The 24,622-nt window shown below is 44.2% G+C and carries 20 protein-coding genes and 1 other RNA gene; 8 read left to right on the plus strand and 13 right to left on the minus strand.

Translation table 11 applies throughout. The annotated features are described in order from the left end of the window. Positions 1–48: 48 nt before the first annotated feature. The 3 genes from GVO63_RS07280 to GVO63_RS07290 form a co-directional block, all read right to left on the minus strand. Positions 49–2,949, minus strand: coding sequence for a TonB-dependent receptor (locus GVO63_RS07280; RefSeq protein ID WP_159578820.1), 2,901 nt, complete (start codon positions 2,947–2,949; stop codon positions 49–51). A 324-nt stretch (positions 2,950–3,273) separates the two neighbouring features. Continuing rightward, positions 3,274–6,219 carry a TonB-dependent receptor gene (locus tag GVO63_RS07285; protein WP_159578822.1) on the minus strand — a complete coding sequence of 982 codons (2,946 nt, stop codon included), beginning with the start codon at positions 6,217–6,219 and terminating at the stop codon, positions 3,274–3,276. 251 nt (positions 6,220–6,470) lie between these two features. Beyond that, complete coding sequence (locus GVO63_RS07290) at positions 6,471–7,559, minus strand: tryptophan 2,3-dioxygenase family protein (RefSeq protein WP_159495164.1); 1,089 nt, start codon at positions 7,557–7,559, stop codon at positions 6,471–6,473. A 237-nt stretch (positions 7,560–7,796) separates the two neighbouring features. Between GVO63_RS07290 and GVO63_RS07295 the strand changes: the two genes are divergently transcribed. Then, positions 7,797–8,087, plus strand: a complete 291-nt coding sequence (locus GVO63_RS07295; protein ID WP_159495163.1) for a late competence development ComFB family protein — start codon at positions 7,797–7,799, stop codon at positions 8,085–8,087. Positions 8,088–8,103: 16 nt separating this feature from the next. Here GVO63_RS07295 and ffs read toward each other — a convergent pair. Continuing rightward, positions 8,104–8,200, minus strand: an RNA gene (gene ffs / locus GVO63_RS07300) — signal recognition particle sRNA small type. Positions 8,201–8,286: 86 nt separating this feature from the next. Further along, positions 8,287–9,345, minus strand: a complete 1,059-nt coding sequence (locus tag GVO63_RS07305) for a Glu/Leu/Phe/Val dehydrogenase dimerization domain-containing protein (protein ID WP_159578824.1) — start codon at positions 9,343–9,345, stop codon at positions 8,287–8,289. Between the two features lie 308 nt (positions 9,346–9,653). On the opposite strand from GVO63_RS07305, the gene GVO63_RS07310 reads away from it, so the two are divergent. Beyond that, entirely contained in the window at positions 9,654–10,121 is a 468-nt protein-coding gene (locus tag GVO63_RS07310) for an Lrp/AsnC family transcriptional regulator (RefSeq protein ID WP_071817410.1), read from the plus strand. Between the two features lie 42 nt (positions 10,122–10,163). Here GVO63_RS07310 and maiA read toward each other — a convergent pair whose 3' ends face one another. The 7 genes from maiA to pspA form a co-directional block, all read right to left on the minus strand. Beyond that, entirely contained in the window at positions 10,164–10,817 is a 654-nt protein-coding gene (gene maiA, locus GVO63_RS07315; protein ID WP_159495161.1) for a maleylacetoacetate isomerase, read from the minus strand. Between the two features lie 211 nt (positions 10,818–11,028). Further along, entirely contained in the window at positions 11,029–12,039 is a 1,011-nt protein-coding gene (locus tag GVO63_RS07320) for a fumarylacetoacetate hydrolase family protein (RefSeq protein WP_159495160.1), read from the minus strand. 368 nt (positions 12,040–12,407) lie between these two features. Beyond that, entirely contained in the window at positions 12,408–13,964 is a 1,557-nt protein-coding gene (gene tyrR, locus GVO63_RS07325) for a transcriptional regulator TyrR (RefSeq protein WP_159495159.1), read from the minus strand. Positions 13,965–14,178: 214 nt separating this feature from the next. Further along, positions 14,179–14,979: a phenylalanine 4-monooxygenase gene (gene phhA, locus GVO63_RS07330; RefSeq protein ID WP_159495182.1), complete on the minus strand. Its 801-nt coding sequence runs from the start codon at positions 14,977–14,979 to the stop codon at positions 14,179–14,181. A gap of 205 nt (positions 14,980–15,184) precedes the next feature. Then, a complete protein-coding gene (pspC, locus tag GVO63_RS07335; protein WP_159495158.1) occupies positions 15,185–15,631 on the minus strand; it encodes an envelope stress response membrane protein PspC in 447 nt (148 codons plus the stop codon). Beyond that, entirely contained in the window at positions 15,628–15,867 is a 240-nt protein-coding gene (pspB, locus tag GVO63_RS07340) for an envelope stress response membrane protein PspB (protein WP_159495181.1), read from the minus strand. The genes pspC and pspB overlap by 4 nt, the downstream gene beginning before the upstream one ends. A 73-nt stretch (positions 15,868–15,940) precedes the next feature. Continuing rightward, positions 15,941–16,624, minus strand: coding sequence for a phage shock protein PspA (gene pspA, locus GVO63_RS07345; protein ID WP_159495157.1), 684 nt, complete (start codon positions 16,622–16,624; stop codon positions 15,941–15,943). A gap of 220 nt (positions 16,625–16,844) precedes the next feature. On the opposite strand from pspA, the gene pspF reads away from it, so the two are divergent. The 6 genes from pspF to GVO63_RS07375 are packed head-to-tail and all read left to right on the plus strand — an operon-like array spanning position 16,845 to position 23,414. Next, positions 16,845–17,966 carry a phage shock protein operon transcriptional activator gene (pspF, locus tag GVO63_RS07350; RefSeq protein ID WP_159578826.1) on the plus strand — a complete coding sequence of 374 codons (1,122 nt, stop codon included), beginning with the start codon at positions 16,845–16,847 and terminating at the stop codon, positions 17,964–17,966. Between the two features lie 3 nt (positions 17,967–17,969). Then, positions 17,970–19,706 carry an ABC transporter substrate-binding protein gene (locus tag GVO63_RS07355; RefSeq protein ID WP_159578828.1) on the plus strand — a complete coding sequence of 579 codons (1,737 nt, stop codon included), beginning with the start codon at positions 17,970–17,972 and terminating at the stop codon, positions 19,704–19,706. A 47-nt stretch (positions 19,707–19,753) separates the two neighbouring features. Continuing rightward, on the plus strand, positions 19,754–20,734 hold the full coding sequence (locus GVO63_RS07360; protein WP_201285115.1) for an ABC transporter permease: 981 nt from the start codon (positions 19,754–19,756) through the stop codon (positions 20,732–20,734). Next, a complete protein-coding gene (locus GVO63_RS07365; protein ID WP_159495154.1) occupies positions 20,721–21,614 on the plus strand; it encodes an ABC transporter permease subunit in 894 nt (297 codons plus the stop codon). The genes GVO63_RS07360 and GVO63_RS07365 overlap by 14 nt, the downstream gene beginning before the upstream one ends. A 1-nt stretch (position 21,615) precedes the next feature. After that, complete coding sequence (locus GVO63_RS07370; RefSeq protein ID WP_159495153.1) at positions 21,616–22,611, plus strand: oligopeptide/dipeptide ABC transporter ATP-binding protein; 996 nt, start codon at positions 21,616–21,618, stop codon at positions 22,609–22,611. Further along, complete coding sequence (locus GVO63_RS07375; protein WP_159495152.1) at positions 22,611–23,414, plus strand: ATP-binding cassette domain-containing protein; 804 nt, start codon at positions 22,611–22,613, stop codon at positions 23,412–23,414. Before GVO63_RS07370 ends, GVO63_RS07375 begins: the two co-directional genes overlap by 1 nt. A gap of 77 nt (positions 23,415–23,491) precedes the next feature. Here the strand turns inward: GVO63_RS07375 and GVO63_RS07380 are convergent, their stop codons facing one another. Beyond that, the gene (locus tag GVO63_RS07380; protein ID WP_159509191.1) at positions 23,492–24,622 is read right to left on the minus strand and encodes a sodium ion-translocating decarboxylase subunit beta; all 1,131 of its coding nucleotides are present in this window, start codon (positions 24,620–24,622) and stop codon (positions 23,492–23,494) included.

A 24,622-nucleotide genomic window follows, 5' to 3' on the forward strand; every position in this document is an offset into this window, starting at 1 on the left:
CAAAAAAAAAGTGGGCAACGCCCACTTTTTTAACAAAGCAATTAGCTATTAGAAGCTTGCAGAGATACCTACGAAGTAAGTTCTACCAAATACATCGTATGTTGCAGGATATGTATTTGACTGCTCAGCGTTGTCACCGAAACGAGGTGCTTCGCGGTCTGCAATGTTACGAATACCTGCATTTAGACGGTAGTTTTCGCCAATGTGGTAAGTACCAGACAGATCGAAGTAGCTGAATGAACCTGTATCTTCTTGGAAGAAAACAGTACCGTTGTCGTCATCTTCCGTTGCACCGATGAAGCGCCATAGAAGTTGAACGTCAAAGTCATCCATGCCCCAAGCAACAGTCATACGGTGAACATACTCTGGAGTAGGCTCGCCACAAGTGTTACCAAATGTACCCGCACAGTCGATAACCTCTGAACCAGCGAATGACTGGAACGAGCTCTCAGTGGTGTAAGTAGCAAGGTAGTTAACACGCATATCGCCACCCGCAACTTCCATTGCGTAGTCAGCAACGATATCCACACCTGTAAGCTTGATTGAACCTACGTTCTGGCTAAGGATTTCAACGAAATCGATAGAGCCATCAGGGCGACGGTTTACAACATCACAGAATGCAGAACCAACACCGCCTAGCTCATTTGATGGGTCGTAACAGGTAGAAAGTACGTTGTTAGTACCGCCACCAAAACCAAATACTGCATCTTCAATTTCAATGTCAAAGTAGTCAACAGACACACTGAAGTCGTCCATTGGCGTAATAACAAAACCGACAGACATTGTGTCAGCAGTTTCTTCTTGAAGATTAGGGTTACCACCGCTTACCTGACGAGTCTGACCAGATACCGCGTCTAGCGTAGGAGTGAATACCGCGTTAGCAGGAACACCAGTCGCTGTACAAATTGCGCGAACTGCATCTGATTGGTTAGATGCTTTAGATGAACATGGATCTTCCGCTGGTGGGAAGCCTTCGTTCTGTGGAGAGAAAAGCTCACCAATGTTAGGCGCACGTACCGCACGGTTGAAGCTTGAACGGAAACGAAGTGTATCGTTAATAGTCCATGAACCGGCTACTTTATACGCATTTACGCCACCTACTGTTGACCAGTCTGCATAGCGGTATGCTAACTCAAGGTCGATAAGTTCAGCGAACTCTACACCTTCAACAAGAGGTAGATATGCTTCTACAAAGTATTCATTTACATCGAAGCTACCAGCAACAGGGCCTGAACCGTTAAATCCAGCGATTGTACCTGCAGCAAGGTCTTGTGATGGGTCGAACGAGAAGCTTTCTTCACGACGCTCGAAACCAAACGCGATTCCGATTGGACCACCAGGAAGTTCTAAGAAGTCCATGGTGTCGCCAGAAATGTTGAAACCGAAAAGTTTCTGCTCGTACTCAGAGGTAGAGTTTACGCGAGTACGAAGGAAGTCAGCAGCTTCTGCTGAGATATTACCTTCACCAAACAGATTCATTGGAGAACAGCTTACTAGTGAGCCATTTGCCGCTGTGTTCGCACAGCTCGGATCACCGTTTGCATCTAGGATAACGTTTCCAGCTTCGTCTGTGGCAAGAATAAGCGCTTGGTCAAAACGTGCACGGTTAACGTTACCTAACTGGATAGAGTTTTGGTTTACACGGCCAGTTTGGAAATACGCGTCGTACGTCCATGCTGAATCGCCAAACGAACCACGTAGGCCAGCAAGCATAGAGAACATTGTGTTGTCGTCTTCAACAATACGAGGACCAACTTCTAACAAACGACGACGAAGGAACGCAGTACCTGTATCAGCAATGCCATCACCGTCGGTATCTACGTCACCGCCAACTGCGTCAGAAAGGATCTGCTGTGCTGTTGGGTCAATGAACGGGTTTCCGTCTAGCGTAAATGTTGACGTCTGGAAAATAGGTGTCGCAGCTAGCTGCTGTGGTACGTCACTGTTAGCAAAACTACCGCGCATGTAAACTTCGGTAGTGTCATTGATTTCAAAGTGACCGATTGCAGTAATGTTGTGACGTTGCTGTGGTAACTGTAGGTAGTTTACTGGAGCAAAGTTATAAAAATCGTTCTCAGCACCGCCTTGAACGAATGGACGAATAGTACCGTCCTGATTGAATATTGCACCGCTATTGAAAGAAGCTGGTAGGCCTGCAGTGAAGATAGATGTACCAGGTACGCCCGATGAACCGAAAGGCTCTAGGAATAGACGGCCGTCATCGCCAACAGCGTCTGTTAGTGCGATGCTAGAAATATCGCGAGAATCAGCAAAAAGCGCTGAACGCTCAGTGTACTGCATGCTCACAACTACGTTACCGCGGTCATCAGCGAAGTTGCCACCTAGCGTTAGTGAGCCGTTCCAAATCTCAGCATCACCTTCTTCAGTAGTTTCAAAACTAGTATTGAAATCTACACCTTCAAAATTCTTTTTAAGTGCGAAGTTAACAACACCCGCTACCGCGTCAGAACCGTATACCGCAGACGCACCACCTGTTAGTACTTCTACGTTTTCGATAAGTGCAGCAGGAATGGTGTTGATATCAACTGTACCGCCAGATGTTGTAGGAACAGCACGAACGCCATCGATAAGAACAAGCGTTCTGTTTGTTCCAAGACCACGAAGGTCAACAGTCGCGATACCGCCACCTGGGTTGTTAGAAGAACGGTCTAGACCTGGAATTGTTTGAGGAAGCGTGTTTAGAAGAGCTTCAGTGTTAACTGAGTTAGTTAACTCGAACTGTTCAATACCAACCGTAGCGACTGGCGCATTGCTGACGAAATCAACTTTACGGATACGTGAACCAACAACCTGCACTTTTTCAACTGCAGCTTCTTCAACTTGAGCATCTTCTTGTGCGTACGCTGGTACGCTAATTCCTGTCGCAGCTACCGCACCAAATGCGCACGCTAACTTTACTGACTTAGCCAGCTTAGAGTTTGTAAACATGTATTGTCTCCCTGGACCACTAAAACTCTTAGTGTGTGTTTCTTAAATCGTTTATATAACGAATTATTATTAGTAAGGTCAAAGCCTCACTTTGATAATAACCACATCCTAAGCATAGGGTCAACCGAGATCAGACGGGTGTTCCGTAAAAGTTCAATTTTTTTTTGTCTTTGTGCCTTCTTTTGTAAATATTAACTTACATTTTACATTTGGAGCACCTAAAACAAACCAATCCGTTCGTTTTTTGTACTATCAATATAAAGGGGCAAGGGCACACTATAAAGTCTACCCACGCCCTTATTAACATCGTTTGCTACACGCTCTTTAGAACGAGTAATTTACGCTGAAACGAACATAGCGCGGGGTTTGCCATGCTGTTGGAAGTCCATAGTTCGGGTTAACATCTGGATTGGTGGGATCAGCTGAGCTCTCGTCATCGTATATTTCGTTCACTTCTGTAACGCGATCGTTATTTAGAAGATTGAAAATATCCGCTCGTACAACCAGCTTTTGGTCTTCACCGATGTCAATATTGTACGATGCAGAAACGTCGATAGAATAGTAACTGCTGGTGCGGCCACGGGAACCTCGAGGCGCTGGCTCACCACCGGCAAAGAACGACTCAGAATCATAAGCTTGAGCAAACAGGTCTGTCGGATGATAACCAAAAGCATTAATCGGACGACCAGTCCAAAACTGGAGGTTAGCGCCAAGCGTTAAATCTTCAGTGACTGCATAAGCGCCGTACAGTTTTACCTGATGACGTCTGTCATTAGGCAAGTCACCATAAGCATTATCGAGCAGACCCGGCTGATCAAATAATGTTGTTAGCCCTGCGTCATCCTGACCGTTGTCAGAACGCACATAACCTTCGTTGTTACCCCAACTGTGTGACCATGTATATGCAGCGTTGAGCATCCATACGCCGTCCCATGCTCTTTGCCACATAAAATCGACTGCAGCATATTTACGAATAGAATCGGGATAGCCCAAATCTTCAGCAGATAGATCCATGTAGACTAACTCACCTTCTGCACCCGGCAATTCTGTAGTACCAATGCGCATATCAGAGTTAGGGTTAGTTAACACATACTGGTGGAACCCATCCCAGATATCAGATACGTCACCGTAGCCATTGGCTGCCGCCCATTCAATAACAGCTGCATCAATCGCCATATCTTCTATAGTGGTAGAAAGCTCACGATATGTACCTTGAATTGACATGCTCCATTCGTCGTTTAACTGGAATTGATAACCGGCGATAAATTCATCTGAGTACATAGAATCCAAGTTTTGATCTACGATTTCATCAGGAGATTTAGCTGTACCATCTGCGAATACATCATCGGGCTGTGTTTTTGCGCCCGTTAGATTCGGAATACCCAATGCTTCATCGGCAAAACCTTCAAACTCATAGTACTCTTGTGTGTAAGTTTCTGCGCCAGCAAGACGAATGTTCGTATTTGCGGCTATAGGTAGGTAGTATCTGCCATAGCTCGCCCATGCTTTGGTTTCTCCGTCACCAAACACATCCCAAACAGCCCCTAACCGAAGGCCCCACTGGTTGTCGAGTTTAGCGAAAGACTCACCATCAGCGTTAAAGTTTTCAAACGTATCGTTACGAAGGCCTGCGTTAATCACCAAGGTATCAGTAACCTGCCATTGGTCTTGAATATAAAAAGCAAAATTTTCCGAATCGAACTGTCCACCTACGTTATAATCACGGTAACGGACTTGATAAATTTCCTCGTTGGCTAGGTCGCTATCATCGACATAGTACAAATAGTATGCACCACCTGAGTTTATGGTATTGCTGTTTGAAGTAAGTTTTTCATAATCAACGCCAAACCGTACTGAGTGATCGCCCGCATACCAGTCTGCATCCAGTCGTATAACCTCACGTTCATCATCGCCTTGCTCTGCAGTGAAGTTAGCCCATGTATTTGTTGGAACGAACGCTGCTGTGCTGTCATAGCGATAATAAACGACCGGGTTGCCGTCTAGCTCACTTCTCACTGTTCTGTCTTGTTTGTTAATGCCATACTGAGCAGAGATTGAGAAGTCATCATTAATGATACTCGTCCATTTCGCCGTATAGTTCAAACCACCTTCATCTTCGTAGCCTACACGACCATCAGTGAACTCACCGCCGTCAACAGAGTCATAGGTGGTGATTTCTGTTGAGCGCTCATCAGAAAAAGCGGTGATTTCAAAAATATTATTTTCTGTAACGTACCAGTCTAGTTTGGCGACCCAAAATGCATCGTCATCTTTTTCAAAAAAGCCATTTTGTGTTACACCTTCACTGGTGTTCGTTTGGTCACTCACGTAATTATTTTCAGCTGAACGAGGGTTAAATAGTGCATAGAAGAACAACTTATCTTCTATCAAAGCACCGCTTGCCCAAACGTTAACGTCCCACTCGTCTATCTCATCGCGTGTATTGTCGATGCGATACAAACCGTTTTTGTTATTACGAGACGAATCTCGCTGTTCACGAAGTGCATCAGGCTCCCAGTAGAAGTTAGCACCAGCTTTGAACTCATTGGTACCACTTTTAGTTTTCGCATTAATAACACCACCAGTTACACGCCCAAACTCTGCTGAGTATCCACCTGTTTTTACCTCGAACGTTTCGTACATATCAAACGGTGGCTCGCTAGAACCCACACCAGTACGGAAATTGGTAATGTTTAGACCGTTAATGTAGTAGCCATTTTCACCAACCGATGCACCGCCAATTGAAGGCAAATCACCGAAGGCTGAGTCACCTTGCGTTGTACCTGGCGCTAATAGCGCTACAGAAGTTAGATTTCGAGGAACCGGAACTCGGTCCAGCGTAACGCTGTCTACAATGATACCGGTACTCGAGCTTGTTACATCAACCAAAGCGATAGTGGTGCCTGTAACTTCAATGCGCTCTACATCATCGCTAGTAAGACGCATATCTAAGTTTGTTTTGCCGCTAATCCCTACTCTCACAGATTCTTGAATTGTGGTGCGAAATCCATTCTTTTCTGCCGTAACTTTGTAGTTACCTGCTGGTAACAATGGAAAACGGAAATCACCTGATTCATCACTTTCAACGGAGCGAGTAAGCCCAGTTTCTAAGTTTTCGATGGTAATGGTAACGTTTGAAAGCGCGCTGCCATTCACTTGAACAGATGTTCCCTGAATTGATCCATTGGTGTTATTTGCTAAAGCTGGTGCAGCCGCACCAATTGACAGTGCAACTGCTAACGCAACTGCACTTCTCTTGATTTGATACATGTACGTATTCCCTGGTTAGTCATAATCTAGTGTTAAACTTTTTTAAAAAATCAATTAAGCAAACCTAAATCTTTGTATTTATTAAAGATAATAAATATTACCCAAAAGGATAATTGACTTACCAAAGAAAAATAATCAATGAATTTTTGCGCCCCTTGCGACGAAAGGAAGCTTTAGCGCGATAACACGTTGAACCCGTTCAAATATCAAGCTAAATATCTAATTTATATGCATTTTTATGAATATTAAAACTACTGCAAGTAGAAACCTAACTGCTTTCTCACAGACTCAGGTAACGCCGGCAGAGCGCTTTTCGGTAATAAAAAAGTCGCCATATTAAAAAAGTCCAAATAAATGCGGTTTGATTCGGTCGTTTTCTTAAGATAATGGTGGCCAGATGAACCGCCTGTACCTATTTTAGTGCCCAGCATCCGCTGAACCATCATTGCATGGCGGTAGCGCCAGATAGTTAGCTGTTCATCTATTTCGGTGAGCGCAGTGATAAGCTGAAATGGGAGATTAAAAATGGGTTCTTCCGAATATTGTTTTATAAATAAGGCTGAGAGCAGTGCCTTATGACTTAAACGGAATTTGTCTTCGCCTCTCAGCTTTTCGAACTTAGCTTCATCAAACAAGGCATCGAAGTTCTCCATAGTACCCTGGAGATCTTTGAGCTCCTGACGCCTTTCCGTCTCAGACAACATATCACTCGTTGAAATAGTGTGATGATCATCTTTCAACATTTCCTCTGCCGCATCTTTATAGTATTGCCAGAAGTCGAAGCCTTCTGTTTTTAAAAGCGGCATTCTCGACAGCCATTTATCAACAAGCTCAAACAAACTCGGCTTATTTTCTAGGTTTTCAAGCAGTGCTCTATCTTTATCAGTGAGGCGGTTATAAAAGCTTTGTTTGTCGAAGTCGATTCTAAAGTCACGTTTTAAGCCGAGAGAAATCTCTAAACGTTTGAACTGAATACTTTGGAAGCCGGATGCAGGTACGAGGTAATCTCTAAATGATAAAAATTGCTGTGGTGTCATCGTTTCCATGATGGCAATTTGGTCATTCATTAATTTTTGAATTTGTATGATTCGCTGTAAGCGATGTACAACTAACGTTAGCTGCTGATCTTTCACTGTTTCTTGATTGAAAGTATCTATGACGGCGTTTAATTCGTGGAGGACCTGCTTAAACCATAATTCGTAAACCTGGTGTACGATTATGAACAGCATCTCTTCATGGGCCACATCACCATATTTTTCACTCTGTAGATCTTGGGCACCCAGTATTTTGTCTAGCTGGAGATAATCGCCATAGTAGCAGGGCTCTATATTTTTTTTCATGTCGTTAATGCCTTATTGCCGTTATATAAGTCTGTAATTCTATCATCGTCACCTCGACATCCACAGAATACAAGCTATACATAATATGGATATACGGCTATGGGTTATGATGCGACATCATGTACGTATAAAAATGTGTCCATTTTGTTCGAGTGAACACTATGTTCTGAAATTCATGGTCGCAACGTAACTATAAAAGCCACTATTACGGCGCTAAACGTTAAATGGGGGAAAATCATGAAGCTAGATGACGATATCCACAACTACTATGAACACCTTGTATTGGAAAGAATTAGCAAGCTTGGAATTGATAAAACTAAAAGCCCAGATTACTTGGCTGACCTATGCTGCCTGGCTTTGAATCAAGTACCGCCTCGCTACATCCGATATGAAGTAGATATGGCATTTTATTTACCGCAAAGCGAGCGCAATCAAATGGAAATGAATGTGGAACATGCCATCAGCAAGGCACTGAAATACTTGGATGAGACCGAAAAAAATAAGATGCGTGAAAACACTGAAGAGTGATGTAATTTGGGTGGCGGGCCTCCAGCCACATCCCGGCACATGAGTCGTCTGCTGCGGCTGCTCCCTTCCAGGCCTGACCGAGTTCACAGAGTATCATTGCGGGAGGACCAAAAGCCCACCATAGAAAATTGCATTCAGCGCAGAATCATTCGCCCCTGCTTGAGTGCGGGGCGCATTATGACCATTTGGCTCAGAGTTTTCAACCCTTTATCTTAAATCTCTCTTCAGCAATAACGTTTGCGACACGGTTAGTGGCTGCTCCCTCTTGTTCTGAGCGAGCATAGATTTCTTTTAACGTTTCACCAATCTTCTCGATATGCGCCCGTAATGCTTCATTTGAACTCGATTCCATACGTTGATGGAAAATATCGATAACTCCACCCGCATTGATGACGTAATCTGGCGCATACAAGATGCCGCGTTGCTGAAGCAACTCGCCAATATCTTCGCGTGCAAGCTGATTATTAGCAGCTCCTGCAATCACTTTCGCTTTAATGGCCGGTAACGTTTGATCGTTTATTGCTGCACCTAATGCACAAGGCGCTAACACATCAACATCCAAGCTTAGAATTTCCTCTGGCGCCACTGCAGTTGCACCGAATTCAGCCACGGCTTTTTCTACCCCTTCCGGATAAATATCGGCAACATAGAGCTTAGCGCCATGCTCATGCAGGTGTTTAGCAAGTCGATAACCAACGTGCCCCATTCCCTGTATAGCCACACTTACACCATCAAGGCTTTGCTTTAAGCCATACTCTACCGTCGCTTTCAAACCTACAAATACGCCGTATGCCGTTGACGGGGCCGGATTTCCATCTGGTACTTCGCCGGCATAATGGTACTGAGCTTTGACACCCGCTATATAGTCCGATTCAGTCGCCATGGTTTGTAAATCGGTAACTGAAATACCTGAGTCTTCTGCGGTAAAATATTTTCCACCTAATGACTCTACAAACTTACCCATTGCCTTCATCATCTCAGGTGATTTTGTTTTTCGAGGGTCGCCGATAATGACTGATTTGCCGCCACCGAGCTCTAGGTTAGCCATTGCCGCCTTATAGGTCATTCCCTTAGATAATCTCAATACATCAGTTAGTGCTTCACTGCTGTTCACATAGGGCCACATACGGCAGCCACCAAGCGCTGGTCCTAAATTGGTGTTGTGTACAGCAATAATGGCACTCAAGCCCGCTTTTTCATCGTGATAAAACGCAACATGTTCATGATTATCGAACTCTGGGTGATCAAACACTGACATATATTCCCTATTAAAACTGTGGTGAGTTAAAGCCTACCCAATATAACGCTGTCACGAAAAGTACACGCTAACATATTGAGCTGATAAGAGAGTCTGATGATATTTTGCGATACACTCGTCGGCCTCGCGAAGATCATCAACATTTTGCCAAGTGTATCCGATTGTTCAGAGGACAGGCCTTGCAAAGTTTGTTAATGAAATTTACAAACTGAAACGCAATAGATTTGAATACAATTTTTCTAGGACAGCTATCCTAGAATTTTTTTTGATATATAATAAACATCATAAAAACGACGGAAGCAGTGTTAATGAAATTGGATAAATTTGACCGTGAAATTTTACGCGTTCTTCAACAAGACGCTACGGTGTCAATGGCTGATTTAAGCCAACGTGTTGGCTTGTCTCATACCCCATGCTGGAGACGAGTGAAGCGTATGGAAGCGGACGGCATTATTCTTGGTAAGGTCACATTATTAAACAGTAAAAAGCTTAACTTGGGTGTCTCTGTGTTTATCTATGTGACACTAAAAAATCACGATGGCGACTCGTTGACCGATTTCGAAAATGCTGTGCAAAACATTGATGAAATTGTGGAGTGCCATACCACCAGCGGTGAGAAGGATTACTTATTAAAAGTCATCGTCGAAAGTATCGAAGAATACGAATTTTTACTTAAGACAAAATTGACTCATCTGCCTTTGGTTGACCATATAAGCTCTACGTTTGCTCTGAAACAGGTTAAGAACACTACTGAGCTTCCAATCAAACGCCAATAACGCGAATAAGAGGGCCAGAGTAAATACTCTGCCCCCACTCAGTCATATTGCATCTATTTGCTTTTCTGGCTTTGCGTTATCAAAAGCACTCAACTCATTACAATTGCTCGCAATTTTGCTGATAAGAGGATAGCGATTCATATCTACATTAAAGCGCATCGCGTTATACACTTGCGGCACAAGACAAATATCAGCAAGCGTTACATCAAAATCAAAACAGTATTTACCGGCTTGAGTTTGAAGGCGCTTTTCAATTCCATCAAAACCAAGCGTGATCCAATGAGCCGCCCATCTTGCAACGTCATCTTGGCTTGCCTCAAAGTTTCCTTTTAGTGCATTTAGCACCCGAAGATTGCCTATTGGCTGAATATCACAAGCGATATCCTGCGCTAGCGCTCTGACTCTTGCTCTCTCTGTTCGGTGTTCTGGAATAAGTCGATACTCACTTTCATATCTCTCATCAAGGTATTCAATAATAGATAGCGACTGATTTAGGATAATATCTTCATCCTCGTCGACGAGGGTTGGCACCAAATGCGCAGGATTGAGACGGCTATACTCGCTGCTGTGCTGCTCACCACCATTATTTACAAGATGGATTGGCACATACTCGTATTCAACATCTTTTAAATTAAGCGCAATACGCACGCGATAAGACGCTGTTGAACGCCAGTAGCCGTAAAGTTTTATACTCATGGTATTAAAACACCTATTATTCATCACACAGTCATCACAGTGCTTAAATAATGTTGCGCCAGTCTGGCTAAACACTTCACTGTCTGAGCATGGGTTAGAAACATCGCGCCGAAATAACTAAAAATCGACCGCTTCAATGGAGGCATCACGCTATCTTGTCTCTGCATCAGACACGGACAGATAGCGTTGAAACTTCCTTTTGTTTATACAATTAGCTAAGAGGCTTTACCTGCTGCTCGATAGCGCCGAATACGGAATTGCCTTCTTTATCTAGCATTTCTATACGAATGCGATCGCCAAATTGCATAAACGGTGTTGAAGGCTTTCCGTCTCTAATTGTTTCAATCATACGCACCTCTGCAATGCATGAATATCCCACACCACCTTCGGCAATGGCTGAGCCATGATCAGTACCTTGCTTATTTGACACTGTTCCTGAGCCAATTATCGCTCCCGCGCCGAGGTTTCTGCTTTTTGCTGCATGAGCAACGAGTTGTCCAAAATCGAAGGTCATGTCTTGTCCGGCTTCAGGTTTTCCAAACAACTCGCCGTTATAAGTAGAACGCAAAGGTAAATGCACTTTACTCTCTTTCCACGCATCGCCCAGTTCATCTGGTGTTACCGCTACGGGTGAAAAGCTTGATGCAGGCTTCGACTGAAAAAAGCCAAAGCCCTTCGCAAGCTCGCCAGGGATCAACCCCCTAAGCGACACATCGTTAACTAACATAATAAGGCGAATCTGTTCTGAGGCTTGCTCAGGCGTGCAGGCCATAGGCACGTCATCGGTGACCACTGCAACTTCACCTTCAAAGTCAATGCCCCAATCATCGCTAGGCAAAATAATGTCGTCTCTGGGTCCAATAAAATCATCTGACCCACCTTGATACATTAATGGGTCCGTCCAAAAGCTTTCAGGCATTTCTGCATTGCGCGCTTTCCTTACTAATTCCACGTGATTAACATATGCGCTGCCGTCGGCCCATTGATACGCTCTAGGTAATGGCGATTCACAGCGGGATTCATCAAACGGAACACTCTCACAGGTATTGTCATTAAGCGCTTGATACTTCATCTGTAATAGAGGCGCTATTTCTTTCCAGTTATCCAATGCATCTTGCATGGTTTTCGCTATGTCTTGCGCACTGCACGCTCGAGAAAGATCTTTCGACACCACCATAAGGCAGCCGTCTCGGGTTTCATTTTTATAGGTGGCTAGTTTCATTTTATTTTCCTCGAAGAGTTTCGATCGCTTGGCTTTACGCTAGTTCATCATTCGGGACTTACCCAGTCGGAAGATAAAAACAGCTTTACGGTGCCAATTAGTCATTACATTTACGTAAACATAGTTATGCCATTAGTTGACATAGATTGAGAAGCGTTCAAGGAATGAAGTTTTATTTCGCTGTAATAAAGGGTGTACGCAGTGAACGAGCGTAGGGCAGAAATAGCCATAACAGGCAGGCGCTGCACAGGATGTAAATTTTTCGTAACAGGAAAACCATGCGGTAATAAAGGTCTCTTAGCGAGGGACAGTAGCGCTTTATTCAGTGTATTATTTAAGCACCAAATAAAGCGCGTTACTTGTCAAACTCAGAGTTTTACTGTGGCTTTGTTTATCCCGTACTCTCGCAGTTTATTAGCAATAGCGGTATGACTTAAACCCAGTTTTTTAGCCAACTGTCGGGTGCTTGGATAAGACGGATACAGTCGCTTCAATAAGTCTTTCTCAAATTTTTTCACCTCTTCGTCTAATGTCCCCTCAAAGTTTTCATCAATGTAGGTAACACTTGGGGCGCAGCTTGGAAGCTGTATATCTTCTTTAGTAATTTCTTTTCCATCGAGCAGTGACAAAGCGCGATACAACGCGTTTTGCAACTGCCTCACGTTGCCTGGCCATGGATACTGCTGAAGAAAGTCTACACACGACTTGCTGAGCTTAGCGGGACGTCGTCCCAATTTGGTGCTGTGTTGAACTATGAAAGATTCGGCCAGCGGAACAATATCTTGCCTGCGGTCTTTCAAAGACGGCATAACAAGACTGAGTACATTAAGACGATAATATAACTCCTTTCTAAACCTACCTTCCTCCACCAGTTGTCCAAGATCACGGCACGTTGTGCAAATAAACCGAACGTCTACTTTAACGGGCTCTGAGTCTCCTACTCTTCTGAACTCGCCATCTTCTAAGACCCGCAATAGCTTCGCCTGCAACTGAGCAGACATGTCGGCTATCTCGTCGAGTAAAAGCGTCCCGCCTTTAGCTTGTTCTAGTAAACCTATTTTTGCATTAGGCTGGTTAAAGGCTCCCGCGGCGTACCCAAACAATTCTGTCTCAGCCACACTATCAGGTAACGAGGCGCAGTTTAATGCTAAAAATGCCCCCTCACTGCGACGACTCGACTGATGACAGGCCCGGGCAATCATTTCTTTCCCCGTGCCGGTTTCCCCAAAAATTAATACCGGGGCGTCAAGGTCAGCAATTCGCTTCGCCTCATGCACGACACGCTTCATAAGCGGTGATTGCGCAACGAAACGGTCGAAGCTGTCTGTCGGAGACTGGTGAAACGCGGTAAACTGTTGACCCAATCGCATTTCTGATTTCAATATGACAACGGCGCCTGCCATGATCATATTTTGCTCGCCATCGGGGACCGTAATTGGCAGCATATCAGCGAGGTAATCCTGTTGGATAAATTTGACTTTTGAAGACTGGGGACCAGGAGATTTGCCATCCATCCACTTAGTAAAATTAAAGCCCTTCACAACTTCGCTTATTTCTGTGCCCTCAATATCACTGTAGGGAATTTCAAGACCTGCACACACGGCCTCGTTACACAGCAAAATGTTACCTTTGGCGTCAATAGAGAAGACAGGATCAGGCAAAGTTCGTAAAATCGCAGAAAGCTGATTTTTCTCTCGCTCACCGGGCATGAATAGCGTTGTTTTGACATCATCAATCCCATCTATTCGCCTAATTTGAGGCATAAGGTGCTGGAAATCGGCAAATTCAATATTGGGAAAATTGAGGAAAATTTTTCCCACTGGGTCAATCTCAATACCGCGCAAATCGATTTCTTTATTGACGAGAATATCTAATACATCTTGTGTTATTCCAAGACGGTCCTGACAGCTTATTTCTAGACGCATAGAGTGTTACAGCTACTTTGTAAACATATATGTACAGAGTATCATACTTTTACAAAAATATAACAAGAAAAATGTTACAGAAGTTTAAAAATTGGAGGTCGTGATAGACAGATTTTAGAAACACGCTGAAATGCGTGTCATCGCACAGCGGGAGTAAAGAAGCCGCAATCAACATGCGGCATCCTATACAAAACACATTTCGTTAACAATATCGTTAACTTGCTTTTTTCTCTTTCGGAGGGAAAAGTGGGGAAAACAAACCGAGAGATTTGGCCTTTTCTACAAGTGCCATTATATCCATTTCGGCAAGCTCAAATAGGTAATCGAATTCTTGTAGCACGTAATACAGTGGTTGCATTATATCAATGCGATACGGTGTGCGAAGCGCATCAATTGCTGTAAGGGGGTTGCGCAAGGGCGTATCACTATCTAAAGCATAGATTGTCTCACCCGGTGAAGATAAGATCCCACCGCCATATATTTTTAGTTCATCTTTGGCTCTCACTAAACCAAACTCTACGGTGAACCAATAAAGACGGGCTAAGTAAACTCTGTCTTCTTTACTTGCAGCAAGACCTAACTTTCCATAAGTGTGGGTAAAATGAGCAAACGCAGGGTTCGTTAATAGCGGGCAATGGCCAAATACTTCATGAAAAATATCGGGTTCTTGCAGATAATCAAACTCTTCTCTCGTACGAATAAAGGTTGCAACAGGAAACTGTTTATTCGCCAGCAACCGAAAAAACTCACCGAAGTTGATCAATGCCGGAACTTCCGCGGTTTGCCAACCCGTTTTTTCCAATAAAACTTTGTTGATATCGGGCAATTGAGGGATGGCCTTTTCGTCGAGTTTGAGCAATTCAAGCCCATCCAGATACTCCTGGCACGCTCTTTCCCTCACTAACGGAATTTGTCTTGCGTAGAGCTCTGACCAAATTTGATTCTCTTCTTCTGACCAATGAATGATGCCATTGTCATCAGATTGTCTCGACTGGTATTGCGTAGCTTTTGGCATAACTTCTAAAACCAACACGTGTTCAAAAAACTTACCTATTAGTGTAATGAAATTCGCGACGGCGAAAAGCAGCGGACCCAATGAGCCGTATTATTTAGCTGTAACAAGAGTTTTACAATGCTTGTAGAAGGTATTGTTTTAAATACTAAAAAGCCGCTTTAAAGAAGCGGCTTGGATGTGTCTATCTGTTGGTATCACGTGCTTGTTAGAGACGACTAATTTCTTTGTTGAGCTGATATTCACGAGAAGTCACATATGTTTCCATTTTGCGAAGACGCACTTCAGCTTTCTCGAAACGATTGCGAATATCGTGAAACGCTTGTTTAGGTGGCTCTCCAGCCTGCCAAACTTTAGTTTTTACCTCTACCTTCGCACTTTTTACCTGGCCCGCATTGGGATTTGTCCAACCTTTACCCTTCGAAAAAACAGGAGAAGGGGTATTGTCTTTCAATCCAGCAGGTTTTTTATCAAGAATAAACCAAGCGGCAATATACGCGACGAAGATGAAAGGGCCTGCGAGTAAAAAGAACCCAGTAACAACCAATATTCTCACTAACCACGTTTCTAAACCAAAGTATTCTGCAATTCCTGAACACACCCCGGCTATTCGTGCGTTGTCTGGGTTACGATAGAGCTGCTTACCATTTCTCATGCTCTATTCCTCCACTCAGGTGCCTCACTATCCAAAATCGCTTCTAGCGTTTCAATCCGTTCGCTCATCTTTTCTGCTTTTTCAGCTAAGTCTTGTAAAGCTGCATGCTCTTCTGCACTTAGCCCTTGATTAACTTGCTTTTTACTACGGTAATGCAAAATAAGCCAAATGGGAGCAACAAATATTGAGAACACCACAAGGGGCATGACCAACACTGCTATTGTACCTTCATCCATCTCAATCTCTCCTACAAACTCTGATGTCATAACCCTCCTTCAATAGGAACATCGGGAGGGTCCACCTTATTTATTATTCTGATTTTTCGGTGCTTTTATTCGCACCTTTAACCTTCGCTTTAAGCGCGGCAAGTTCGTCTTCTACTTTGTCGCTTGCTTCAAGCTCAGCGAACTCATCTTGCAGTGTCTTCTTACCTAAATCGTAAGCGTCAACTTGAGACTCAAGGTCATCAATTTTACGTTCGTATTGCTCAAAGCGCCCCATCGCACTATCTACTTTAGTGCTATCCAGCGTCTTTTTCACTTCAAGTCGTGAACTGGCTGTCTTCTGGCGCATGATAATCGTTTTTTGACGACTTTTAGCATCAGCAAGCTTTTCTTGAAGTTGGCCAATTTCATCCTGAAGTTTGCTGATCTGTTCTTCAACAATCGCCAACTCTTTACTCAATACCTCAGCAGCTTCTGCAGATTTTTTCTTTTCTTGCAGTGCAGCGCGGGCTAGGTCTTCCCTGTCTTTACTCAAAGCAAGCTCGGCTTTTGCTTCCCAATCGCTTGCGTCGCTTTCATACTTTGCAATTTGATTAACGATTTCCTTTTTATTGGCCAAGGTCTTTGCAGATGCAGAGCGCACTTCAACCAATGTGTCTTCCATTTCCTGAATGATTAGTCTAACCATTTTCTCAGGATCTTCTGCCTTGTCTAAAAGCGCATTAATATTTGAATTCACAATATCTGTAAAACGCGAGAAGATACCCATAATAATTACCTCTTGCTAAAAATAGTCAGTGTTAAAAACACCACTCTTGATAAATAGATTACTCTTGGTATAGGTAGTATTCAATATACTTGCCAACTTTACACTTCGGCTAACCTGCTATTTTTAATAGCTTTTTCACACTTTCAAATAATACTCGTTTCTCAACATGTTTTGCACTACACTATTAATTGGTCGAAATGACTAACTTTTGAGGGATTTAATGAGTAGGTACCGACAACAGGATAATTTGCTAGGTCAAGCGAATAGTTTTTTAGAAGTACTAGAGCAAATATCACAGATAGCTCCGCTTGATAAACCTGTGCTGGTCATTGGTGAGCGTGGAACGGGCAAAGAGCTGATCGCAGCACGTCTACACTTCTTATCGAAACGCTGGGACCAAAACTATATTAAGCTCAATTGCGCTGCGTTAAACGAAAGCCTTCTTGAGAGCGAACTCTTCGGTTACGAGGCGGGCGCATTTACCGGTGCAGCTAAACGTCGAGAAGGTCGATTCGAAGTGGCGCACAACGGCACCCTCTTTCTAGACGAACTGGCCAATACGTCGGGCCTTATACAAGAAAAACTTCTACGTGTAGTGGAATACGGTGAGTTTGAGCGTGTAGGTGGCAGCAAATCCGTTAAAACAGATGTCCGCCTTATTGCAGCGACAAATGAAGATTTGCCTGCGCTTGCCGAGGCAGGCGAGTTTCGCGCTGATCTACTCGACAGGCTAGCCTTTGACGTAATCACTATTCCCCCACTTCGCGAGCGTCGCGAAGACATCATGATGCTTGCAGAAAATTTTGCTATCAACATGGCCCGTGAAATGGAAATGGAGTTGTTTAGCGGTTTTACGGAAAAAGCAAAACGTACGCTTTTAGATTACGACTGGCCAGGTAATATCCGAGAGCTTAAGAATGTCGTTGAGCGTGCGGTCTACAGAACGAACAACCCTCATCTACCTGTACATGAAATTATTCTGGACCCATTTGAATCGGCATTCCGTCCAAAAGGCAGAATCAAAACCAATGACAGAGCGAATAACTCGGATTCACCTCAGCCGCCTATTCAAAAGGATGTCACTTCGACGAACGATGCTGCTGAAATCGCTGACGCCCCCAGCTTGAGGCCAAATAATCAGCAAGAAACAATAGAATATCCCATAGATTTGAAAGAACGCTCTCAACAATATGAGATAGATATGATAAAAAAGGCTTTGGCTGACAGTCAGTTTAATCAAAAGAAAACCGCTGAAAAATTAAGCCTGACATACCATCAGCTACGAGGCTATCTCAAGAAATATAACTTACTTGATTCTTCCGCTGAAAACGTTGAGGCGTAGAGCATGTCCCATGGTTTAGTAAAGCGTCTGTCATTGTGTTTATGTTCAGCGCTTCTTGTTGCATCCTGTGCAAAACAGAATAAACAGGCGTTTTACAATACGGGCATTATTTACTGCTCGGAAAGCAATCCAGTGACGTTTAACCCTCAGCTAGATACGTCAAGTACAACATCAGATGCCTCTTCTCACCAGCTCTACGATAGGTTACTGGATTTTGATCCTGAGTCAGGCCGCATAGTGCCAAGCTTAGCAAGTAGCTGGTTAGTGTCTGACGACGGGCTGACTTACGCCTTTCAGCTGAGAAAAGATGTGTGGTTTCACACAACTAAATACTTTACGCCTTCAAGAAATTTCAACGCTGATGACGTCATTTTCAGTATAGACAGGTGGAGACTGACTTCTCATCCCTATCATTATATCTCAGGTGGTCGCTATCCCTACTTTGAGAGTATAGGGCTAGCTCAAAATATTGCGGCAGTAGAACGCATAAATGGTTATCGTGTAGAAATCACGTTGAAACGCAGAGACAGCTCTTTTTTGGCCAATCTAGCCACTGATTTTGCTGTGATACTTTCAGAGGAATACGCGACTCAGCTATCCCAAGCCGGAACGCCAAGTAAAATTGACGAACTCCCTATTGGCACCGGCCCGTTTAAATTTGAGAGCTATAGAAAAGACCATTTCATAAAATACCGTCGACATGACAACTACTGGCGTTCATCGTTATCAACAGCTGAAGATGACACGGCGCCTCCCGATAATAATAGAGAAAGTGAAGTACGTGTAGACGACCAAAACCAAGCATTCGGTAACAATACACCAAACGATGGCGAACAAACGACCGTCGAACAGCTCATCTTTGATATTACGCCGCGAAGCTCGCTTAGGTTGGCTAAATTAATGACTGGTGAGTGTGATGCCACCGCTTTTCCTGCACAAACTGAGCTTGAAGTTATTCGTGCAAAAGACGACCTTATATTGGCAGAGAAACCGGGATTAAACATCGGTTTTTGGGCTTTCAATACCCAACGCCCACCTTTCGACAATCCTGATGTAAGACGGGCACTAGCGGCGGCTATCGATAAAAACACCTTGTTAGAGGCCGTGTATTTTGATAGCGCTATTCGGGCTAAAACACTGCTACCGGCGGCAAGTTGGGCGTTTCAAAATGACGCCGATGATACTGCTTACAATCCTGTACTCGCGCGCAAACTGCTTGCCGATGCTGGGATTGAAACTGGGTTTTCAATGACAATTTGGGCCATGCCCGTAGAGCGAGCCTACAATCCGAATGCAACCAAAATGGCTGAGCTGATTCAGCGATACTTGCGGGACGTGGGCGTAGAGGCAACTATTGTGAGCTATGATTGGACCACGTTCAGGAGACACTTGCGAGAGGGCTTACACGACTCTGTACTAATAGGTTGGTCTGCCGACAACGGTGACCCTGATAACTTTTACCGCCCTTTGTTGAGTTGCGGCGCGATCCCTTCTGGAACTAACAGAGCCATGTGGTGTAATCAGGATTATGATAGATTAATAAACGATGCCCTTGAGACTGACGACATTGAAGCACGTAAGGCCATTTACCGACAAGTAAACCGACTACTGTATGAACGTCTGCCTTTGGTTCCCATTGCGCATGCCTATCGCTATCAGGCATATAGAACTGAATTAGAAGGTATAAAGATAAACCCCTTTGGCGGCGTACGCTTTGGTGGAGTAAAAAAAGCACTGTGACTCAAATTCTTGTTAGATACTGCACTTTATTAATATTAACGCTCCTTGTGTTGACGATTATTTCGTTCTCATTAGCTTACCTGTTTCCCGGTGACGTTTTAGAAAACTTAACAGGCTTGGTACCGCAAAATGATATTCAGCGAGCGGCGCTGGAAAAACAATTTAAGTTAGATCAATCCTATGTGCATCAGTTTGTCTACTATGTGAGCAATTTATTGACGGGGGAATGGGGATACAGTTTTACTTCCGGCCTTCCCCTGAGAGAAGAAGTAGGCATAGCTATGCCTGCCACAATAGAATTAGCAACGTACGCGATGCTAATGGCGTTATTTATTGGCATACCGCTAGGTTACTATGCGGGCATTCGTTGTTACTCAACGTCAGATTATGCGATTAACAGCGCAAGTATTACGATTTATTCTTTCCCTGTGTTTTGGTTTGCGTTATTGCTTATCCTAATATTCAGTTTACAACTAGACGTAGCGCCTTTATCTGGCCGTATCAGTTTGCTATATCATATCGAGCCTGTATCGGGCTTTATTCTTATCGATATATTGCTGGCAGACACAGAAAACAAATCGCTAGCATTGAAAGACGCGCTATCACATTTAGCATTACCTACCTTTGCAATTGGCGCAATTGCGACAGCCTCGATGGCTAGAATGGCAAGACGCTCTGTTATAGATGTAAAACACCGTCCGTATATCGCAGCGGCGATCTCTAGAGGTCTTTCAAGTTGGCAGATATTTTTTCGGCATATTTTGCGGAATGCATTGCTTCCCATCTTGCCGTTAATGGCAATTCAAATTACCACGCTAATAACTAACGCCATGATTGTAGAGACCTTATTTTCCTGGCCCGGTATTGGTAATTGGCTTATTCAAGCGATATATCAGCGGGACTACCCCGCCCTAAGAATTGGAATGATGGCGGTTTCAACCGTAGTTATTACGTTAACAATCCTTGTTGATTTGTTTAATCGTGTCATTGATCCCAGCAGAGAGAAATACGAACGTGCCGCAGTTTAGTCTATACGACGAAGAGTTTCATCCGTCTCCGTGGCAACGGACTTGGGCGTCATTTAGGGCAAGCCATATATCAATGCTAGGCTTGATCATGCTGGCCCTTTTTGTGGTATTCGCGCTGTTCGCCCCGATTATCACCCCCTATGATGCATTAGAGCAAAACATTGATGGTCTGCTGATACCACCTAGCTGGATGGCTAATGGCTCTATTTCATATCTCTTTGGTACCGACGCACTAGGCCGTGATTTATTTACCCGGATCATTTATGGCTGTCGTGTAACACTAGGGTCAGCCTTTATTACCGTTGTACTTGCCATGTTAGTCGGTGTGAGCCTGGGGGCTTTTGCCGGTATGCTTCGCGGCGTGCGATCTAGCGTAGCAAATCACCTTTTAGATGCATTAATGGCTATTCCAACATTACTTATCGCCATTATCATTGTGGCAATCCTCGGGACAGGCCTAGTCAATAGTATGTGGGCAATTACCCTAGCTCTTATTCCCCAGTTTGTTCATCATACCCGTAGCTTTGTACGCGGTGAGATGAAAAAAGAATACATCATAGCGTCAAAACTAGATGGGGCGAGCAAATGGCAGCTATTCGTGCACTCTATTCTACCCAATATGACTGAGATGTTAGTGGTACAAGGTACGCTTGCGCTTTCCATTGCGGTTATCGACATTTCCGCGTTGGGGTTCCTCAATTTAGGCGCTCAATCGCCCCTTCCTGAATTAGGTGTAATTCTGGCCGATGGTTTAGATGTCACTTATTTGGCCCCATGGAACGTGGCTGTTCCGGGTATGGCAGTATTTTTCATGGTCTTATCAATTAACATTGTGGGCGATGGATTACGTTCTGCACTGAGAAAAAGAGTGAGTTATTAATATGCCAATGCTTGATATTAAAAATCTCACGCTGGAAATGCAGAGCAGTGAAGGCATGATAAAAGCACTAGACAAAGTGAATTTATCTGTAAGTAGCGGCGAAATTCGTGCATTAGTGGGAGAGTCTGGCTCAGGTAAAAGCCTAATTGTGTCTGCGATTTGTGGCGCTCTCCCCAATCAGTGGCATTTGACTGCAGATAGAATGAGTTGGAATGGTGAAAACCTTTTGGGGATGTCATCACAACAGCGCCGTGAAGTGATGCGACGTGAAATTGCCGTGGTGTTTCAGAACCCGCAGTCGAGTCTAGATCCCTCAGCCACCCTCGGAGAGCAGTTAGAAGAGAGTATCCCAGACGAATTTGTAGAAGGCAGCTGGTTCTGGCAGAGAGCACAGCATCGTAAAAAAATCGCCATTAGTACCGTTCACAAAGTAGGGATTAAGCACCACAAACATTACTTAAGTGCATTCCCACACCAAATTCCAGCGGATATAGGCCAGAAATTTATGATAGCCATGGCATTAGTATCGCAGCCGAAGTTACTTATTGCTGACGATCCTACCCGCGGTATGGAACCCACAACCAAGACTCAGATTTTGAAGCTTTTTACTCGCTTGAATCAAACCCGTTCACTGTCGATATTATTCGTAAGCCATGACTTATTGGCCATAGCCAGTATGTCGCATTCTATGACGGTACTCTACGCCGGCCAGACTGTTGAATCGGGAAAAATGAAACATATTAAAAAGCGCCCGCTTCACCCTTACACAAAAGCGCTACTCGACAGCGCACCAAGTTTCAGAAAAGACTTACCCCCAAAATCGCTTTTACCGACATTAAGCGGCTCTATTCCAACGCTTCAGCATTTACCGATTGGCTGTAGATTAGGTCCTCGCTGTCCTCGGGCACAGCGAGCATGTGTTCAAACACCGGCCGTACGAAAAATTCATGACCACAGCTACAGCTGTCACTTCCCATTACATATGGAGAAACTGTAATGGATATTATGGAGGTCAGAAACCTCACGTTTATTCACAATGAAAAGAAACGTTGGTTAAAACGCCCAGAAGTATTTCAGCTTGGTCCTGTGAATCTAAGCGTTAAGCGAGGAGAAACTATCGCTATTATTGGTGAAAACCGCTCTGGTAAATCACTGCTTGCTAAACTTTTGGTTGGCGCATTACCTGCCGATGCGGGTGAAATCGAAATTAATACCCACAAGTATTTAGCGAAGTATCAGTCAAAAGATAATAAGCAAAAACGCACTCACGATATCCGGATGATCCTTCAGCACAGCAGCGAATCTATGAATCCTGCTGTACCGGTAGGAAAAATTTTAGATGAGCCACTGCGATTAAACACGGGGCTTTCCGAAGCGGAACGTAAGCCAATCATTGAAGACATGTTGGTCAAAGTTGGCCTCTTAAGGGAGCATTACTATTTCTATCGCCATATGCTTTCGGATGGACAACAGCAAAGGGTCGCTCTTGCCAGAGCTATCGTACTAAAACCCAAAGTGTTAGTGGCCGATGAACCATTTGCTGCGCTAGACCCCTCAATTCGCTCTCAAACGGTCAACTTGATTTTACAACTTCAACAAGAGCTCGGTTTGGCTTTTGTATTTATCAGTCACAACCTCGGTATTGTAAGACATATCGCAGATAAGGTTATTGTGATGGAAAACGGAGAAATTGTAGAAGAAGGAAAAACAGAAACTATTTTCAGATGGCCGCAGCATACGTGTACGAAGAAGCTGGTCACGGCCTATCAATCGCTTGTCCCTCAGCACACTATTCGATAGTACGCCATCGCGTTGAAAAGCTCAGATGCCCCTTTTTAAAAAAGGGGCATCTCACCTCTCATTGAACTGAGTGCTGTTCACCCAACCAAAGCCAGCAGGATCCCTGCCGCTACAGCACTTCCTAATACACCGGCCACATTCGGGCCCATTGCATGCATTAGTAAAAAGTTGTGCGGGTTGGCCTCTAAACCAACTTTATTCACTACACGTGCGGCCATAGGCACCGCAGAGACGCCAGCCGCGCCAATAAGTGGATTAATGCTACCGCCTGACAGCTTACTCATCAACTTAGCCATTAGCACACCTGCTGCTGTACCTATGCCAAATGCTATGGCACCCAATCCAAGAATACCCAGGGTTTCCACTGTCAAGAATGCCTCTGCTGACAGCTTAGAGCCAACCGCCAAACCCAAAAATATGGTAACGGTGTTAATAAGCTCGTTTTGCGCCGTTTTGCTGAGTCGGTCGACGACACCACACTCTTTCATTAAATTTCCAAAGCAAAACATACCAACAAGAGGCGTTGCGGCGGGCAAAAACAAAATAGTCATAAACAAAACCGCAAGGGGAAATATAATTTTTTCACGCTTAGACACCGGACGTAGTTGTGCCATCGTTATCTCGCGCTCCGCTTTGCTGGTCAAAGCTTTCATTATTGGAGGTTGGATAATAGGTACCAATGCCATATATGAATAGGCGGCTACAGCAATAGCCCCAAGCAAATCTGGCGCAAGTCGCGACGCTAAGAAAATTGCCGTCGGTCCATCTGCACCACCGATAATGGCTATAGCACTCGCATCTTTGAGCGTGAACTCAAATCCAGGGATGAGGTTTAACGCAATTGCTCCGAACAATGTCGCAAAAATCCCGAACTGCGCAGCAGCCCCAAGTAGCAACATCTTTGGGTTTGCTATTAATGCGCTAAAGTCCGTCATAGCCCCCACCCCCATAAAAATGAGCAGCGGGAATACGCCTGTATCAATACCTATTTTGTAAATGTAGTGCAGTAAGCCACCCGCTTCCGAAAACCCTGCGATAGGGATGTTGGTTAGCAGTGCACCAAAACCAATGGGCAGTAAAAGCAATGGCTCAAACTTTTTAACAATAGCCAAGTACAAAAGACCAAAGCCCACTGCCATCATGATCAACTGGCCTGCTTCAAAATGCGCAAGCGCGGTACTATCCCAAAGTACCATTAACTTATCCAT

This window comes from Alteromonas sp. KUL106 (genome assembly GCF_009811415.1).
GTDB lineage: Bacteria > Pseudomonadota > Gammaproteobacteria > Enterobacterales > Alteromonadaceae > Alteromonas.